Annotated in this window: 17 protein-coding genes; 14 read left to right on the top strand and 3 right to left on the bottom strand. The window is 52.2% G+C overall.

Going from position 1 to position 17238, the window contains the following annotated elements; genetic code table 11:
- Positions 1–66: 66 nt before the first annotated feature.
- From B5E84_RS05085 to B5E84_RS05060, 6 genes are all read left to right on the top strand, one after another.
- A complete protein-coding gene (locus B5E84_RS05085) occupies positions 67–462 on the top strand; it encodes a Fur family transcriptional regulator (protein ID WP_087220168.1) in 396 nt (131 codons plus the stop codon).
- A gap of 20 nt (positions 463–482) precedes the next feature.
- Positions 483–779, top strand: coding sequence for a hypothetical protein (locus B5E84_RS05080; RefSeq protein ID WP_087220165.1), 297 nt, complete (start codon positions 483–485; stop codon positions 777–779).
- 120 nt (positions 780–899) lie between these two features.
- Entirely contained in the window at positions 900–2411 is a 1512-nt protein-coding gene (locus B5E84_RS05075; RefSeq protein ID WP_087220163.1) for a metal ABC transporter solute-binding protein, Zn/Mn family, read from the top strand.
- Positions 2412–2423: 12 nt separating this feature from the next.
- Positions 2424–3140 (top strand): metal ABC transporter ATP-binding protein, encoded by a 717-nt coding sequence (locus B5E84_RS05070; RefSeq protein ID WP_087220160.1) that lies wholly within the window; start codon positions 2424–2426, stop codon positions 3138–3140.
- The gene (locus B5E84_RS05065; RefSeq protein WP_087220157.1) at positions 3137–3991 is read left to right on the top strand and encodes a metal ABC transporter permease; all 855 of its coding nucleotides are present in this window, start codon (positions 3137–3139) and stop codon (positions 3989–3991) included. The genes B5E84_RS05070 and B5E84_RS05065 overlap by 4 nt, the downstream gene beginning before the upstream one ends.
- A complete protein-coding gene (locus B5E84_RS05060; protein ID WP_087220154.1) occupies positions 3988–4596 on the top strand; it encodes a hypothetical protein in 609 nt (202 codons plus the stop codon). The genes B5E84_RS05065 and B5E84_RS05060 overlap by 4 nt, the downstream gene beginning before the upstream one ends.
- Before the next feature lie 151 nt (positions 4597–4747).
- On the opposite strand, the gene B5E84_RS05055 is transcribed toward B5E84_RS05060, so the two are convergent.
- Positions 4748–5281 carry a methylated-DNA--[protein]-cysteine S-methyltransferase gene (locus B5E84_RS05055; RefSeq protein ID WP_087220151.1) on the bottom strand — a complete coding sequence of 178 codons (534 nt, stop codon included), beginning with the start codon at positions 5279–5281 and terminating at the stop codon, positions 4748–4750.
- 234 nt (positions 5282–5515) lie between these two features.
- On the opposite strand from B5E84_RS05055, the gene clpX reads away from it, so the two are divergent.
- Complete coding sequence (gene clpX / locus B5E84_RS05050) at positions 5516–6925, top strand: ATP-dependent Clp protease ATP-binding subunit ClpX (RefSeq protein ID WP_442911392.1); 1410 nt, start codon at positions 5516–5518, stop codon at positions 6923–6925.
- On the opposite strand, the gene B5E84_RS05045 is transcribed toward clpX, so the two are convergent.
- Entirely contained in the window at positions 6908–8662 is a 1755-nt protein-coding gene (locus B5E84_RS05045) for a S8 family peptidase (RefSeq protein WP_087220145.1), read from the bottom strand. The genes clpX and B5E84_RS05045 overlap by 18 nt on opposite strands.
- 184 nt (positions 8663–8846) lie before the next feature.
- On the opposite strand from B5E84_RS05045, the gene B5E84_RS05040 reads away from it, so the two are divergent.
- Positions 8847–9332 carry a signal peptidase II gene (locus tag B5E84_RS05040; protein ID WP_087220142.1) on the top strand — a complete coding sequence of 162 codons (486 nt, stop codon included), beginning with the start codon at positions 8847–8849 and terminating at the stop codon, positions 9330–9332.
- A gap of 347 nt (positions 9333–9679) precedes the next feature.
- Here B5E84_RS05040 and B5E84_RS05035 read toward each other — a convergent pair whose 3' ends face one another.
- On the bottom strand, positions 9680–10705 hold the full coding sequence (locus B5E84_RS05035) for a LacI family DNA-binding transcriptional regulator (RefSeq protein WP_087220139.1): 1026 nt from the start codon (positions 10703–10705) through the stop codon (positions 9680–9682).
- A 237-nt stretch (positions 10706–10942) separates the two neighbouring features.
- Here B5E84_RS05035 and B5E84_RS05030 point away from each other — a divergent pair, with 237 nt between their 5' ends.
- Genes B5E84_RS05030 through B5E84_RS05005 form a run of 6 tightly spaced genes read left to right on the top strand, consistent with a single transcriptional unit; the run spans position 10943 to position 17236 of the window.
- A complete protein-coding gene (locus B5E84_RS05030; protein ID WP_087220136.1) occupies positions 10943–11911 on the top strand; it encodes a nucleoside hydrolase in 969 nt (322 codons plus the stop codon).
- A gap of 23 nt (positions 11912–11934) precedes the next feature.
- A complete protein-coding gene (locus B5E84_RS05025) occupies positions 11935–12975 on the top strand; it encodes a BMP family lipoprotein (protein ID WP_087220133.1) in 1041 nt (346 codons plus the stop codon).
- Between the two features lie 21 nt (positions 12976–12996).
- The gene (locus tag B5E84_RS05020) at positions 12997–14535 is read left to right on the top strand and encodes an ABC transporter ATP-binding protein (RefSeq protein WP_087220130.1); all 1539 of its coding nucleotides are present in this window, start codon (positions 12997–12999) and stop codon (positions 14533–14535) included.
- On the top strand, positions 14532–15593 hold the full coding sequence (locus B5E84_RS05015) for an ABC transporter permease (RefSeq protein WP_087220127.1): 1062 nt from the start codon (positions 14532–14534) through the stop codon (positions 15591–15593). The genes B5E84_RS05020 and B5E84_RS05015 overlap by 4 nt, the downstream gene beginning before the upstream one ends.
- Positions 15586–16515 (top strand): ABC transporter permease, encoded by a 930-nt coding sequence (locus B5E84_RS05010; protein WP_087220124.1) that lies wholly within the window; start codon positions 15586–15588, stop codon positions 16513–16515. The genes B5E84_RS05015 and B5E84_RS05010 overlap by 8 nt, the downstream gene beginning before the upstream one ends.
- Before the next feature lie 7 nt (positions 16516–16522).
- Positions 16523–17236, top strand: coding sequence for a ribulose-phosphate 3-epimerase (locus B5E84_RS05005; protein WP_087220121.1), 714 nt, complete (start codon positions 16523–16525; stop codon positions 17234–17236).
- The last annotated feature ends 2 nt before the right edge of the window (positions 17237–17238 follow it).

Here is a 17238-nt window from a genome sequence, read left to right as displayed (position 1 = left end):
GACAACCCGGCGGAGATTCGATATACTAATTTGCGAATCGTTTGCAAATCATAGGGGGTATGAGGGATGGCGAAGTATTGGACGAGGCAGCGCAGGCAGCTGCTGGAATACCTGTCGGCGCACAGGGATGAGCAGATGACCGCCCAGCAGATTGCCGGCGGTATGACCTCGGAAAAAATCAGCATCAGCGCGGTTTACCGGAATCTGTCCGTGTTGGAGGAGAGAGGATTTTTAAAACGAAATGTCCGTGAAAACACCCGGGAGATTTACTATCAGTATATCGCCGCGGAAGAATGCAGGGACCGTCTGCATTTGTCGTGTCTGGTCTGCGGAAAGAGCATTCATCTGGGGGAGGATGAGACGGAGAGGCTGATTCAAAGCACTCTGGAGAGCACAGGGTTTGAGATAAAGAAATCGGAGACGATTCTCTACGGCGTGTGCGAATCCTGCAGAAAGCAGTAAAAGAAAGGAAGGTGAGCGTGATGAATAAAAACAGGAAACGGCTGGCCCTGCTGACCGCGGCCATGGTTTTATTTGTCGTGCTCGCTTCCATCTTTTTTGTGGCGGGGGAGGCGGGCCATGACTGCGTTGGCAGAGGCTGTACGGTCTGCGAGCAGCTCAGCGCCTGCGAAAAAACGCTGGAGAGCTTGGGATTTGCGGCCTGCGCCGCGGCGTTTGCGGTGGTGCTTACGTATTTCCCGGGGGCAGGTACTCCGGTTTCCAGGGAGTTTGTTCCGATTCCCACATTGGTTTCACTTAAGGTAAAACTTCTGAATTGAAAAGAGATGGCAAGGGACAGCCGGTCCGGGTTTCGGATGGGCTGATGCGGCGCTGCCGTTACCCTTGTATTTTTGTACCCATTTTTCAGTCTTTTCAATAAATTCGGAGGATTTTTACTAATGAAAAAATTAATAACCATTCTTCCCGCGCTGGCCTTAACCGGCGGTTTGCTGGCCGGCTGCGGAAAAATTGCGGCGCTGGACGGGAAAAAGGACGATTCCAGGCAGCTGAGCATTGTCACCACCATTTTTCCGGAATATGACTGGGTCCGTGAGATCCTTGGAAACAGGATGGAAAATGTCAGCCTCACCATGCTGTTGGACAGCGGCGTTGACCTGCACAGCTATCAGCCCACAGCCGATGATATTGTAAGCATTTCCGACTGCGATCTGTTCATCTATGTGGGCGGCGAGTCCGACGGCTGGGTGGACGACGCGTTAAAAGAGGCCACCAATCCCAATATGCGGGTTATCAACCTGCTGGACGTGCTGGGTGATGGGGTCAAAACAGAGGAGGCAAAGCCTGGTATGCAGGCGGAGGAAGGCCATCACCACGGCTATTCCCACTTTTCGGACAGCGATGTGCGGGACAGAACTCTTTCTGACTGGACCGGGAGCTGGCAGTCCGTGTACCCCTTCCTGGAGGACGGCACTCTGGACGAGGTGATGAAACGCAAAGGGGAAAACGGCAAGAAAACCGCGGAGGAATACCGGAAATATTACGAAACCGGCTATCAGACCGACGTGGAGAGCATTGTGATCGACGGCGGCGCGGGAACAATGGAATTTGTAAAGAACGGCGTTTCCTCCAAGGCGGTTTACCAGTATAAAGGCTATCAGATTTACGATTACGCCTCCGGGAGCCGGGGGGTGCGCTACTTTTTTGAAACCGCGGACGAGGATTCCGGGGCGCCCAGATATGTCCAGTTCAGTGACCATGGGATTGAACCGGGGAAAGCGGGGCATTTTCACATTTACAGCGGCAATGACGGGTTCGATGCCCTGTCGCAGGAAATGGAACACTGGCCGACGTACTATCCGGCGGACCTGACCGGGGATGAGATCAGGGAGGAGATGCTGGAGCACGAGGAAAAGGAGTATGACGAGCACGTCTGGCTGTCTTTGAAAAACGCGGAAATACTCTGCAAAGCCATTGCTGCCCAGCTGGAAGAACTGGATCCGGAGCACCGCGACATTTATAGCACCAATGTGTCCGCTTATGTGGAAAAACTTGCGAAACTGGACGGAAGATATAAGGGAACTGTGGAGAAGGCGTCCGGAAAAACCGTTCTGTTTGCCGACCGCTTCCCCTTCCGGTACATGGTGGATGATTATGGCTTAGACTATTACGCGGCCTTTGCGGGCTGTTCCGCGGAAAGTGAAGCCAGCTTTGAAACCGTGTCCTTTCTCGCCAACAAAATAGATGAGCTGGAGCTGCCCTGCGTGCTGACCATCGAGGGAAATCACCACAGGCTGGCGGAAACCATCGTGGAAAATACCAGGGACAAAAATCAGAAAATCCTCACCCTGGATTCCATGCAGGGAACGACTGCGGAGGACGTGAAAAAAGGGGTGACGTATCTGTCTGTGATGGAACAGAATCTCAACCTGCTGCGGGAAAGCCTGGAGTAAGGAGGAGGATTTATGGCTCAGCTTATTTGTTGTAACCTCTCCGCCGGCTATGAGGGAAAGGCCGTGGTGCGGAACTTAAACTTTCAGGTCCATGCAGGCGACTATCTCTGTATTGTGGGGGAAAATGGCTCCGGGAAAACCACGCTTATGAAAACCATTCTCGGCCTGCATCCGCCTATAAGCGGCAAAATTTTCATGGACAACGGCCTGAAAAACAGGAAAATCGGCTATCTGCCGCAGCAGACCGATGTGCAGAAGGATTTTCCCGCGTCCGTGAGGGAGATCGTCCTCTCCGGATGCCAGGGACGCTGCGGAAACCGCCCTTTTTACAGCCGGACGGAAAAGCAGATGGCGGAGGACGCCATCCGGAAAATGGAGATCAGCCATCTGGCGAAACGCTGCTACCGCTCTCTTTCCGGCGGGCAGCAGCAGCGGGTCCTTTTGGCCAGGGCCCTGTGCGCCACTCAGAAAATGCTGGTGCTGGACGAGCCGGTTTCCGGGCTGGATCCCAAGGTGGCGGCGCAGATGTACGCGCAGATTGAAAAACTGAACCGGGAGGACGGCATCACCGTGATCATGATTTCCCATGACATAGAGGCGGCGCTGCGCTATGCCACCCACATTCTCTACATTGGAGACCGGCTGTTTTTCGGATCCAACGCCTCTTATCAAAGGCAATTTTCACAGGCGTTTCCGGGGCTGAAGGGGAAAGGCGGTGATCAATCATGACCGCGGTTTTAGAAAAGCTGCTGTTTTACTGGAATTATCCCTTTGTCCGCTACGCGCTGGCAGTGGGGGTGCTGATTGCCTTGTGTTCCTCCCTGTTGGGCGTGACCCTGGTGCTGAAACGGTTTTCCTTTATCGGGGACGGGCTCTCCCATGTGGCCTTTGGGGCCATGTCCGTGGCGTCGGTGATGAAACTGACGGACGATATACCGCTGACGCTGGGGATTACGGTGGTCAGTGCCATCCTTCTGCTGCGCACGGGGCAGCACACGAAGATCAAGGGGGACGCGGCCATTGCCATGATTTCTGTGGGGGCTCTGGCCGTCGGTTATCTGCTGATGAACCTGTTTTCCACATCCGCCAATCTTTCCGGCGATGTGTGCAGCACTTTGTTTGGTTCCACTTCGATCCTGACGCTGACCCAGACCGAGGTGTGGCTGTGCGCGGGGCTGTCTGTCCTCGTGGCGGCGGTGTTCGTGTTATTTTACAATAAGATTTTCGCGGTGACCTTTGATGAGGATTTTTCAAAGGCGGTGGGGACAAAGGCGGAGGTTTACAACCTGGTGATTGCCGTGACGGTCGCGGTGGTCATCGTGCTGGCCATGAATTTGGTGGGATCGCTGCTGATTTCCGCTTTGGTGATTTTTCCGGCGATTTCCGCTATGCGGGTTTATCAGAATTTCCGCGCGGTGACCATCTGCTCGGCGGCGCTGTCCGTGGTCTGCGCCGTGCTGGGGATTCTCGTTTCCATTCTCGGCGGGACGCCGGTGGGATCTACCATTGTGGCGGTAAATATCACGGCGTTTCTCCTGTTTTCCGCAGTGGGGCGGTGGATGGGAGGGGGTGGAGGATGAGAAAGGGACTTCGCCTCTTATTTGTCCTTTTGGCCGGCCTGGTTTTAGGGGCCTGCAGGGAGGGGACGGGGAAGGAAATAAACGGTGGGATCGCTGTTTTGGAAACCGCTCCGCGAAAGACGGAAATGCGGCCGGTTCGTAGTGTGCCGGAGACGCAGGGAGTGCTGGAGACGCGGGGAGCGGGGGAAATGCCGGAAACGCGGAAAGCAGCGGAAACCCCGCCCTCACCGGCGGCACCGGAGAACGGCGGGGATGCTGAGGTAGATCTGACGGCGCTGAGCAGCATCATGGTCTATTCTGAGATCTGGAACATGATGAAGGCCCCTGAAAACTACATCGGAAAGACGATTAAAATGCGGGGGCAATTTGTCTGCGCAGGGGAACAGGAGGAGGGAAAACGGTACTTTGGGTGTCTCGTTGCCGACGCCGCCCAGTGCTGTTCCCAGGGGCTGGAGTTTGTTCTGGCCGGCGAGCACGTTTATCCGGACGATTATCCGGCGCTGAACTCGAGAATCACCGTTACAGGCACCTTTGAGACGTATCAGGTAAAGGGGATCGAATATTGCAGGATTGTGGACGCGGTGCTGGAATGTGAATCCAATTAAATGGAGCCGGATCAGTGCCGCAGGCCCGTGATCACGAAAAAAGGCAGTCAGGTGAGGAATCTTCCTTTGAGGGAGGTGAAATGTCGCCAAACTGCCTTTTTTGACGTCACAGGCCGGAAACCGGCGCGCCTGGCGGCCTTTGGACGGAGTCTTAGAGGGCCGTACCTTTCTTGGGGACGGAAAAGCGGCTTACATCCACCTGTTCCAGGGTCAGCAGTTTCACCTTGCGGTCAATGCCGCCGGCGTATCCCGTCAGGCTGCCGTTTGTCCCCACCACACGATGGCAGGGAACGATGATGGAGATTTCGTTGTGGCCCACGGCGCCGCCTACAGCCTGGGCGGACATATGGGGAAGGCCCCGTCTGGCGGCCAGCTTTTTCGCGATTTCCCCGTAAGTGGTGGTCTGTCCGTAGGGGATGGCGGAGAGAATTTCCCACACCTCATTCTGAAAGGGGGTTCCGGTAAAGTGGAGCGGCACCTGGAACTTTGGATTTTTGCCGGAAAAGTAGAGGTCAAGCCACTGTTTTGCCGTCTCGAACACCGGCAGCTCCTTTTCCTCGTGCTCCTTGTCCAGATAGAGGGCAAAATATTTCTGCCCCTCAAACCAAAGGCCGGTCAGGCCCTCCTGGTCTGCCGCCAGGAGAATGTCCCCCAGGGGAGACGAATAGTGACTGATGTACTGCATAGCGTTCCTCCGTAGTGAAAGCGTTGTCAGGGCGGGCACAGGCCGTTTTCCCTGTTTTCTTTTCTCAATTTTAGCACAGATCAGGGAGACAGGCCATGGGGAAATGGCGGCTCCGCGAAATTTCGCGAAATTCTGCCGCGAAATTTTACCGGATAAAAAGAGCTTTTCCGACGGCCCAAATTCGATTATACTAGAGGGAGCACGATGTTTGCGGCAAAAACGGAGGATGAGAATTTGGACGAGAAGGAAAAAGATAAATTAGAGCAGGAAAAGCAGGGCGGGGAGGACGAGTATGAGAAGGTCTGCTACGTCTGCCGGCGCCCGGAGAGCAAGGCTGGGCCTATGATCACCATGCCGGGGGATATGTGCCTGTGCCACGACTGTATGCAGAAGGCCTTTGACTCGGTGACAAACGGCAGCCTGGACTGGTCGAAGATCCAGAATATGCCGTTTATGAACATGAATTTAAACGACCTGAAAAACACCAACATCCCGGAGATGCAGATCCCGCCCCGGCAGAAGGTGAAGAAAAAATCAGACGCCAAAAAGCTGGATTTTGAGCTGAAGGACATCCCGGCCCCTCACGTGATCAAGCGGAAACTGGACGAGTACGTGATTGGCCAGGAGAAGGCGAAACGGGTGATTTCCGTGGCGGTGTACAACCACTATAAGCGGGTTTACATGGCGGCTAAGGGGCAGCTGAATGAGGATGTGCGGATCGAGAAGTCCAACATCCTTATGATCGGCCCCACCGGTAGCGGAAAGACGTATCTGGTGCGGATGCTGGCAGAGCTGTTAAACGTGCCCCTGGCCATCGCCGACGCCACCTCCCTGACGGAGGCGGGCTACATCGGGGACGACATTGAGAGCGTGATCTCCAAGCTTCTGGCGGCGGCGGGAAACGACGTGACGAAGGCGGAGCGGGGCATCGTTTTCATCGACGAGATCGACAAGATCGCGAAGAAAAAGACGGTGAACACCAGGGACGTGAGCGGGGAGTCAGTGCAGCAGGAGCTGTTAAAGCTCTTAGAGGGCACCAACGTGGAGGTTCCCGTGGGCTCCAACCAGAAAAATGCCTTAACGCCCATGGAAACGGTGAATACCGACAACATTCTTTTCATCTGCGGCGGCGCCTTTCCCGACCTGGAGGAGATCATCAAGGGACGGCTGGCAAAGCAGTCCACCATCGGTTTCGCCTCCGTGCTGAAGGATGAGTTTGACCGCGACCCGGAGCTGCTCTCCAAGGTGACCAACGAGGATCTGCGGGCCTTTGGCATGATCCCGGAGTTTCTGGGGCGTCTCCCCATCACTGTGACCCTGCAGAAACTGACGAAGGAGCTTTTGGTAAAGATCTTAAAGGAGCCGAGAAACGCCATTTTAAAGCAGTACGTCAAGCTTTTGGAGCTGGACGAGGTGAAACTGGTGTTTGAGGACGAGGCTCTGGAGTGGATCGCTGAGGAGGCTTTAAAACGGGATACGGGAGCCAGGGCGCTGCGGGCCATCATGGAGGACTTCATGCTGGATATTATGTACGAGATCCCCAAGGACCCCAATATCGGCTCCGTCACCATCACCAGGGCCTACCTGGAGCGAAAGGGCGGCCCGGCCATCGAGATGAGGAGCGGATTACTCCCTCATGCGTAAAAATGTCTGATAGAGATCCAGCTCTCCGTACCCCCATTCTCTGGAGGGGTAGGAGAAGGCCGGATTTCTCCTGGCGCCGCGGACCAGGTAGGATTTCACCGCGGCAGCCGCGGCCATCTCCGGATGGCCGTTTTTCAGTCCCCAGGAAATGAGGGAGGCGGCAGCTCCGGCGGTGATGGCGGCGGCCGCGGAGGTGCCGGTGCGGGCGCTTAAGGGGGACTGGCACGGCAGGGGAGAACGGCCTGGGCCGGCCACCTCCACGCCGGGGGCGGCCAGTTCCGGCTTGACCTTTCCGCTGCGGGAAAAGCCGCGGCCGGAGTTTAGGTAGATGCTGCCGTTTCGGTGGTTGTAGGCGCCTACGGTGATGGGGAGCGGGGCGTTGGCCGGGTCGGTGACGGTGGTGTCGGGATTGGAGCGGAGGAAGAAGGTGTTTTCGGAGATGAAACCTTCGGGAGGCAGCCACATATGGTATTCCCCGGTGATAAAAAGGCTGCTGTAGACCCGCACCCGCCAGATGCCGGCGGTGGGGGCCTGAAAGCGCATGAAGATCAGCTGGCTGCCGGAGCCGGCCTCGGCGTTTATATAGTTTACGGTGATTTCCGTCTGCTCCAGGAGGAAACGCACCCGGTTGTCACCCTCAAAGGCCAGGGGAATGCGGGCGATGCGTTCGCCGGTGGGGGAGAGAAAGCCCACGGTGTAAAGCTCCGGGTCTCTGGCCCACAGCTCCAGCACAAAGCCCTTTTCTCCGTCGGCCACCCGGATTTCCACGTCCTCGTACTCGGCGTCCCGGTCCACGGAGCCGAGGAAATGGCGGCTCCTGGCGGCCTCGTTTCCGGCGGCTAGGACGGGGATGACGCCGGAAAATTCCGCGGCCTGGTTTAACATTTTTCCCAGGGGGGAGGTGCCCTCGTGGCTGCCCTGGGAGGTGCCCAGGCCGATGACGATGACCAGGGGGAGCTCGTAGGCGGCGGCCAGCAGCAGGAGGTATTTAATGCCCATCATGATGTCGTTTTCCTGGTAGGCCACGGCGGTTTCCGGGAGAAGGTAGAACTGGCGCAGGTAGTCCTTGGCCGGTTTCAACTTGACGGCCCCGATGGCGCATAGGGGGGCGGCGCCGGAAAAAGAGCCGTCTGCCGTCTCGCTTCCGGCGGCAACTCCGGCGAGGAAGGTGCCGTGGCCCGCCTCGTCTCTGGTGGGGACGGTTTCCAAAGGGGACGGGGACGCCAGGGCGGCATTGATCTCGTCCTCGGTGAACTGGCGGCCGTAGAGGAAGTCGGTGTCGATGAAACCGGTGTAAGGGGAGGCCGTCTGGAAGAAACGGCGGTTTTCCCCGGCGGGGAGAGTCTGGTCCCAGATGCCCAGAATGCGGGTGCGGCCGTCGGGGCGGGTGAACAGGGGATCGCAGTAGTTGATGCCGGTGTCCACGAAACCGATCATCACACCGGCTCCGCCGGTGCTTAAGGCTGGCTGGGCCATGACGGTGGAAATGCCGGATGCCTCCAGGGCGGAGGTGTCTAAAGGCGTGTATAATTTGGGAATAGAGGTATAAGAATAGTCCGTAAGGGACAGAGGCAGAGCGTCCCCGGCGGGAATGTAGGCCACGGCGTACTGGCGGCTTACGATGTCCAGACAGGAGGTGCCCGCCAGCCGTTCCAAAAGCTCACGGGAGTAGTTTGTGTGAGGGATGATGAAATCCACGTAATCCTGGGAGGAGACGTCAGAGGTGCAAAGGGGCATGAGCTGCGGCTCCGGAAATGGGTTTGGTACTAATGTATGCGGGCGGCGGGCAGAAAATAAGCTGGACGGAAGGCCGCGGGGATAGTACAATAGGAGGTAGAAAAACTGGCAATGACAGGCGGCGGCCGGGCGGAAGGGCCGGGGCAGCCGCTGTGGAAATATTGCGGGAGAACGGAGGCTGGTTATGGTATATTTGGGGTTCATCGGGTCCCTTTTGGTGACGGACCTGGCGCTGAAGGCGGAGATTGAGAGCAGGGACGGGGCGGAGTTTCCCAAGGAGTTTGACAAAAAAGGGCTGATTGTGCTGCACAAGAGCCACAACGCCGGGCTGCCCTTCGGGCTTTTGAAGAAGTACCGGGAGGCGGTGCGGATGATCCCGGTGGCGGCCACGTCGGCGGTGGGCGGGATTTTGTTCTGGCTGCTGCAGAAGAAGGGGCATACGGCGGAAAAGCTGGGCTATTCCCTGACTCTTGCGGGGGCTTTGAGCAATCTCTATGACAGGCTGACGAGAGGCTATGTGGTGGACTATTTTTCCATCAACCGGGGGAAATTGAAGAAAGTGATTTTCAACCTGGGTGATCTGTTTATCTTCGCCGGAGGGCTGGTGCTGCTGGGGCATGAGGTTTGGACGGAGATTCGGGAGATGGTGAGGAGAAGGAGACGGAAATAGGAAATACAGCGAAGGAATGACAGAACAGCAGAGTGAAACGGATGGCAGCAGAAGGACGCAGGGCCGTAGGAACAAGACAGCGGCATAATACAGCTGCGGGATAAGACGAAATGCGCCGGGCCGCGGGACGGGATGAGTTCCGCGGGCCTGGCGTTTTTTCTTGTTTAACAGGAAACTTCGTTTCCTGTTAAATGAGAATGCTCCGCAAGGAGGCACACTCCGCGGGGAGGAAAATGGCTGTTTACGCAGCCGCGCTCCGGCGCGAGTGTGCGCTACTGCGCACACTTTTTAAGAGAGTGGAATCCGGCAGTATCCGTGCAGTCCGTTTTACACGCATTTTTCCTCGTCTACTCCTCCCGCCGCCGCGGCGGCGCGCAGCTCTCCCTCTGGGACAGATAAAAGGGCAGAAAGATTTTCATAGGCAGGGTGTGGCCGCCGGTGATGCGGTCGATGAGGATTTTGGCGGTCATCTGGCCCATTTCCTCGATGGGGACGTGGACGGTGGTGAGCATGGGGGAGAGGTACTGGGCGGTGTCGATGTCGTCGATGCTGATGACGGAGATGTCCCTGGGGATTTTTAAGCCACGGTCCCGGATGGCCCGCATGGCCCCGATGGCAGTCACGTCGTTGCTACAAAAAATGGCGGTGATGAGGGGTTGGCGCTCCAAAAGCTGCAGCGCCCCCTTTAAGCCGCCGCCGGAGGTCTGAGGGACGGAGGAGACGTAAGTGGCGTTGCAGGGGAGGCGGTGTTTTTCCAGGGTGTCCTTGTAGCCGCTGTAGCGGGTTTCGTTGTCCGTTTCACCGATGTAGCCGATGTGGCGGTGGCCAAGACTGATTAGGTGCTCTACCGCGGTGATGCTGGCCTGGTAGCCGCTGCAGAGAATCTGATCGTATTTGGCGTTGATTTCGTTTAAGCCGGTGTAGGCCACATAGCGGAAATACTGTTTTAAGGTTTTCAGGCCCGCTTTGTCGATCCGTCCCAGGACGGCCACGCCGTTGATGGAGGGATCCATGAGCATCGGGCTGGCGCCGGGCTTATCCAGGTCAAAGGCGGTGAAGGAGGATTTTACCAGGTAGTTCTGCTGATAGGCGGCCGTCTCCACGCTCCTTGCCAGGGAGGAGAAAAAGGGATCGTTGGGGGAGTCGGGGGTTCTGGCGAACAGGCAGGCCAGGGAATGGGTGTTGATGGGGGCGGAGGTGCCCTTCTGAAGGCTTTTGGCAGACAGATTGGGGGTGTAGCCCGTTTCCCGGACGATCTGCCAGATGCGCTCCTGGACCTCTTTGCTGGCGGCTTTGGAATTATTGTTGTTGATGACGCGGGACACGGTGGAGACGGAAACACCGGCCTTTTGTGCAATTTCTTTCAGTGTCATGGAAAGCCCTTCTTTCGTATTTGGAATATAATGATAAAAAACGGATTTGAATGACAAAATTATAACACATAATGGACAATAAAGCAAACGTTTGCGTAAAAAACGTTTGCTTTTTGCTTATTATTTTCTTATGCTTAAGAAGTAAAAGTAAATAGATAATGCAAAGATATATACAAAAGAGACAGAGGGTCGCGGGTTTCCCTTAAAAACCTAGATTATAAATAGGAGAGATGATATATGAGAGAGGACAAGGTAAAAGTAATTATTGACTGTGACACGGGGATTGATGATATGATCTCGTTTGCTCTATCCCTTGCTAGTGACAAATTGGATGTCATTGGCGTTACTACAGTCGCGGGAAACCAATCGGTGGATAAAACGACATTTAATACATTAAATGCTTTGGAAATTATGGGGCGAACAGAGATTCCTCTTGCGCAGGGAGAGTCACACCCATTAGAGCGTCCGCTGGAAGACGCTGGATATATTCATGGGGAAACGGGATTGGGAACGTATTGTTTTGAACAGCCTACAGAGAAAAAGCCTGTAGAAGAAAAGGCCTCCGATTTTATTTATAAAAAACTCATGGAAAGCGATGAAAAAGTAGCCATTATGGCTTTAGCGCCACTGACGAATATAGCGAAACTTCTTATGGAGCATGAAGACTGCAAGGGCAAGATCGACAAGATTGTGTTTATGGGGGGATCCATTCGGACCGGGAATCCGACGCCAGTATCTACGTTTAATGTTTTGGCGGATCCGGAGGCCGCGCGGCTGGTAATGCAAAGCGGGGTTCCGTTCTATATGTGTCCGTTGGATACGACGAAAGAGCTGTATTTTACAGATGAGGATATAGAAGAAATTGGGAAAATAAAAAATCCGGTCGCGCAGATGAACTATCAGCTTTGCAGCTTTTATAATGCCACTGTGAATGAGAGTAATAATGCGAAGGCTCGTTTTAAAGGCCTTTGTGTCCATGATCTCTGTACGGCAGCATATTTGACTAATCCTGAATGTTTCACTGGGGTAAAGTATTACGCCGATGTGGAGACACAGGGAGAGCTGACAACAGGAATGACAGTAATTGATTATGAAAATATAATGCAGAAAACGGAGGAGGAAAGGAATATCGTATATCTGGATTCTGTGAACAGAGAACGGATCATGGAGGAATATTTCCGGGCGCTTAGATCGTACACGAAATAAATCAGAGAGAGGGAGGTTTAACCATGGTGGTGTGGAAACGTATCCTGGCAATAGGGGTTTGTCTGGCGGTTGCTACTGGGAGTTTGACTGGGTGCGGAGCTGGAGGCGAGGAGGACGATGGAACAGTTACTGTAGCGCTTTTAGCGGATGGGGCAGGTTTTGGAACGCAGAGCTTTAATGATGTGGCGTTGGAGGGACTCCAGAGAGCGGAGCAGGAGCTGGGAATTAAACTGATAACATTGGAAGTGAAAGAAGTTTCGGACTTACAGAATAGTCTAAGAAGCCTGGCGCAGCTGTCTGATATGATTATTACTCCCAGTTCTACGGTCAAGGATGCGGTGATTGAAGTGAGCCAGGAGTTTCCAGATGTTTATTTTGGACTGTTGGATATGGAAATTGAGGGATATGAAAACATCGCGTCATCTTCTTACCGGGAGCAAGAGGCCGGCTTTTTGTTGGGAGCTTTGGGGGCAAAACTGACTCAAACAGGACAAATCGCGTATGTGGGAGGTGTGAGCGGGGTAATCCAAGATAGATGTCAGTGGGGATATACAGCAGGAGCGTATTATATTGATCCGGATGTCAAAGTAACCTCTACTTATGTGGGCAGTTTCAGCGATGTTGGAAAAGGGTTGGAGATTGCCAGCGCGTTGTATAGTAGTGGCTGTGATTATATAGCTCCTTTTGCAGGCGCGGCGAATTTGGGAGTGTTTCGTGCGTCATCCCAGGCAGGAGAGGAAAAATGGGCGTTTGGAGCAGCCAATGGCCAGTTTAATCAAATGCCGGATAAAATTGTGGCATCTCAGGTAAAACGGGTGGATAATGTGGCCTATTCATTGGTTGAAAGTTTGTTGGATGGCACTTTGAAAGGGAATGAACCTCAGAACTATGGAGTAAAAGAGGGCGGAGTCGATTTGATGTATTCTACAGAACCTGTGATGCAGGACTTTGTGCCACAGGAGATAAAGGATGAGATTGATGAACTGCGGGATCAGGTGATAGCGGGAGAGATTGATATTCCGGTCAATCAGGAGGAGTTTGAAACCTGGGTAGCGGCTCGGTAAACAGGGAGGAGAGGTGATTGTATGGCTTATGCAGTGGAGCTTAGGCATATCACAAAGCGGTTTGGTCAGTTCACGGCAAATGATGATATTTCTTTCGGCGTGGAACAGGGACAGATTCATTCATTGGCTGGAGAAAATGGGGCAGGAAAGACGACGCTTATGAATATCATCTATGGTCTTTATACCCCTACTTCTGGTGAACTGCTGATTAATGGAAAGCCGGTTCATTTTACCAGTTCCAAAGATGCTATTCATATGGGAATCGGTATGGTTCATCAGCATTTTATGCTGGTGCCTAAAATGACGGTAGCAGAGAATATTATAGCTGGCGAAGAAACGGGCAGCAAATGGTTTCTGGACAGAAAAACGGCGGAGAAACGAATTGCAGAGCTCTCAGAACGGTATGGAATGAAGATTGACCCGAAAGAAAAGGTTGGAAATTTGTCTGTTACCATGCAGCAGAGGGTAGAGATCTTAAAGGTACTGTACCGAAATGCGAAAATCCTTATTTTCGATGAACCGACAGCAGTATTGACACCTCAGGAAATTGACGAATTCTGCGAAATTTTGCTGAAGTTAAAGGCGCAGGGAAATACCATTCTGTTTATCAGCCATAAACTAGCGGAGGTCATGAAAATTTCTGATAAAGTAACAGTAATCAGACGAGGGCGGGTTACAGGAACTTTTGGAACCGCTGATATAACTTCAGAGGAATTGGCGAAAAGTATGGTTGGCAGGGAGATTGTGCTCGGCGGTGGAGAACGGGAACAGAGAAGTGACGGCCACCTAGTTCTCGATATTCAAAATGTGACCTGTGTAAAAAATAAGACCATACGGAAAATAGACAGCTTATCACTTGGAGTAAAAGCGGGAGAAATCATGGGTGTCGCGGGAGTAGATGGAAATGGACAAGAAGAACTGGCGGCTATGATTTCCGGTCAGGAGGAGAATTGGACAGGGGATATTCTTTTAAATGGGAAATCAATTAAGGGACGGAAGATCCATGAGATTTTAGATCAGGGGTTAGGCTATATTCCAGAGGACAGGCATAAGGACGGATTGGTTCTGGAATTTTCCATAGCTGAAAATATGATTTTGGGTCTCCATAAAAGACAGGAGTTTGCTGAAAACGGGATGATTCTCAAAGAGGGAGCAATCCATGATACTTCTGATAAGTTGAAGGAGCAGTTTGACATTCGCTGCACAGGGGTGGAAGAACCGGCAGCCAGCCTGTCTGGCGGAAATCAGCAGAAGATTGTTATCGCAAGAGCTGTTTATCGGGATCCTCATTTGATATTGGCAGTTCAGCCAACAAGAGGGCTTGATGTGGGGGCAATTGAGTATATTCACCAGGTTTTGGTGAACGAGAGAAATAAAGGGAAAGCAGTACTTTTGTTTTCCCTGGAGCTGGATGAAATTTTGGCCTTGAGCGATCGCATTGCAGTAATTTATAAGGGACAGATTGCCGGTATTGTTGATGCGAAGACAACAACGAAAGAAGAACTGGGATTGATGATGCTGGGACAGAAAACGGCTACAGAGGAGGTGAATGTTGGATGAAAGGCAAATCAAGAGGCTTTTTGATAGAGGCTCAAATTACGCTTATTGCTATTTTGCTTGCGTTTTTGGTTGGAGGAGTGATCATAGCATTGATGGGAGAGAATCCTTTCCGTGCTTATGGAGCGCTGCTTCAGGGGGCATTTGGTTCTCCGGTAGCGCTTTCCTATTCACTTACTAAGGCCGTCCCCCTTATCTTCACCGGACTCGCGGTAGCGGTGGCGACGCGGTGTACAGTATTTAATATTGGTGCGGAAGGACAGTTACTCATGGGAGCCATGGCTGCCGGTTTGGTAGGTGTATATGTGGATTTGCCCATGGTAATTCACATTCCTCTCTGTATTCTGGCAGGGGCAGCTGCAGGATTTCTATGGGCCGGTATTGCGGCCGCATTGAAATTTGCCCGAAATGTGCACGTAGTAATTGCTACGATTATGCTGAACTACGTTGCTACATTTTTTGTACAATATCTGGTAAATGGTCCATTTAAGGAAGAAAATTCCACGATCAGCGGGACAGCGAGAATTGCGGGTTCCGCGCAGTTGCCGTTGCTGTTTCCTCGGCCGATGTCCTTAAATATTGGTTTTATATTGGCAATTATTATGATTTTCGTGTGCTGGTTTTTATTAAAAAAGACTACTGCGGGATATGAATTGCGGGCAGTCGGATTAAATGCGAATGCCAGCCGTACATCTGGAATCAACATTAAGAAAAATATGTTTCTTGCGCTTTTAATCAGTGGAGCTTTAGCCGGGATTGGGGGTGCGGTAGAAGTTCAGGGCAGTATCTATCGTGTTGTGGACGGATTTTCTCCAGGATATGGTTTTAATGGAATTCCGGTAGCCATGATGGCTCATGGAAATCCTGTCGCGGTGTTTTTTTCAGCATTCCTTTTAGGAGCTATGAGAAATGGAGCCTTAAATATGCAGATCCAAGTTGGGGTTTCACAGGACATTGTAGACATTATTCAAGGATTAGTTCTGATTTTCCTGGGTTGCGATTATATGATTCGGTACTATCTGGAGCATGGGACAAAGAAGGGAGGGAAGGCAGATGCTTAGTGCGCTCTCAACGATCTTGCTTTCAACTTTGCGAATGGGTACACCTTTGGCATTGACTGCACTTGGAGGAACAATGTCTGAAAAATCAGGCGTCACAAACATCGGCTTAGAAGGAATCATGACAGCTGCGGCTTTCAGTGCTGTGGTCGGCAGTTATTACACAGGAAATCCTTGGATTGGTGTGTTGGCTGCGGTGATTGTCGGGATTTTAATTTCTGCCATACATTCTTTTGTATGTATCACGGCAGGAGGTCTTCAAAATATCAGCGCGATGGCACTTGTGATGCTGGCAGATGGATTCTCTGCTGTAGGAATTAATGTGGTGTTTCATACCAGCGGAAATTCAGCGCAGGTAAACTCTTTATCGTCTACTCCTGTTTTAGCTGGGATACCGGTGATAGGGAATTTTCTTTCCAAGCTGTCCCCGTTTGTGTATTTGGCATTTATTATGCTGGCGATTGTATGGTACATACTGAAATACACTCCTCTTGGGCTTCGTATTAATATGGTGGGAGAACAACCGAAAGCAGCGGAAACGGCAGGAATCAGTGTGGCAAAAATACGATATTTTTCGGTGATGGCCAGCGGTTTTTTAGGTGGACTGGGTGGAGCGTTCTTATCAATCGGACAGATGGATCTGTTTCAGACGGGAATGGTGTCTGGCAGAGGTTATTTAGCTTTGGGAGCTGTCATCATGGGAAAATGGAATCCGGTGGGCGCTTTCTTTGCGGCAATGTTCTTCGGTTTATTTGAAGCAATACAGATTTATGTTCAAATGATTCCCAACTTTCCGATTCCTCATGAGTTTATTCAGATGATCCCGTATGTGGCCAGTTTGATTGTATTAGCTGGATTTATTGGAGAGGCGAAGGGACCGGCAGCAAATGGAAAGCCGTATTCAAAATTTGTAAATTTAAGGTAGTTACAGGATGGAGGAAACGATTATGCCTATAGTAAGCCCTACGTTGGCTTGCGCAGATTTATTAAATTTGGGAAGTCAGTTGAATATGCTGGCAGAAGCAGGGGCGAGCATGGTTCATTTGGATATTATGGATGGACATTATGTACCGAACTTTTGCTTTGATTTTAATACAGTGGGGGTGATCGCTCAAAAATATTCTTTTACATTGGATGTACACCTTATGGCGGAACATCCGGAACAGTACCTGGAACAGTTGCAGGCGGCGGGAGCAGATATTGTGACATTTCATTTAGACGCAACGCCGTTTGCCATTAGACTGGCCAGGGAAATTAAAGCCAGGGGAATGAAAGCGGGAATTGCCCTGAATCCTTCCCAGCCAGTATCCCTCCTGAATTATGTTCTGGAGGAAGCCGATTTGATTCTGGTTATGGGAGTAGAGCCTGGGTTTTCCGGTCAGACGTTCATTCCCTCGACATTAAAAAAAGTAGAAGAACTGGCTAAAATCAGAAGGGATAAAGGCCTTTCTTATCTCATTGAAGTAGATGGAGGAATTGATGATGTCAATACTCCGGAATGTATCAAACGAGAGTGTGATATTTTGGTATCAGGAGCATTTGGAGTTTTTCGTGGCCGAAAAGGCGTACGGGAGGATTTTCTGGAATATGAAAGACTTATAAAGACGGCACAAAGACAAATGGAGTTATCAGGAATGGAGGTGTGAAC

Origin of the sequence: Lachnoclostridium sp. An14 (genome assembly GCF_002160755.1) — a bacterium.
GTDB lineage: Bacteria > Bacillota > Clostridia > Lachnospirales > Lachnospiraceae > Lachnoclostridium_A.
Note: the sequence above shows the minus strand (reverse complement) of the source record. Positions and strands in the feature narration are given on the sequence as shown.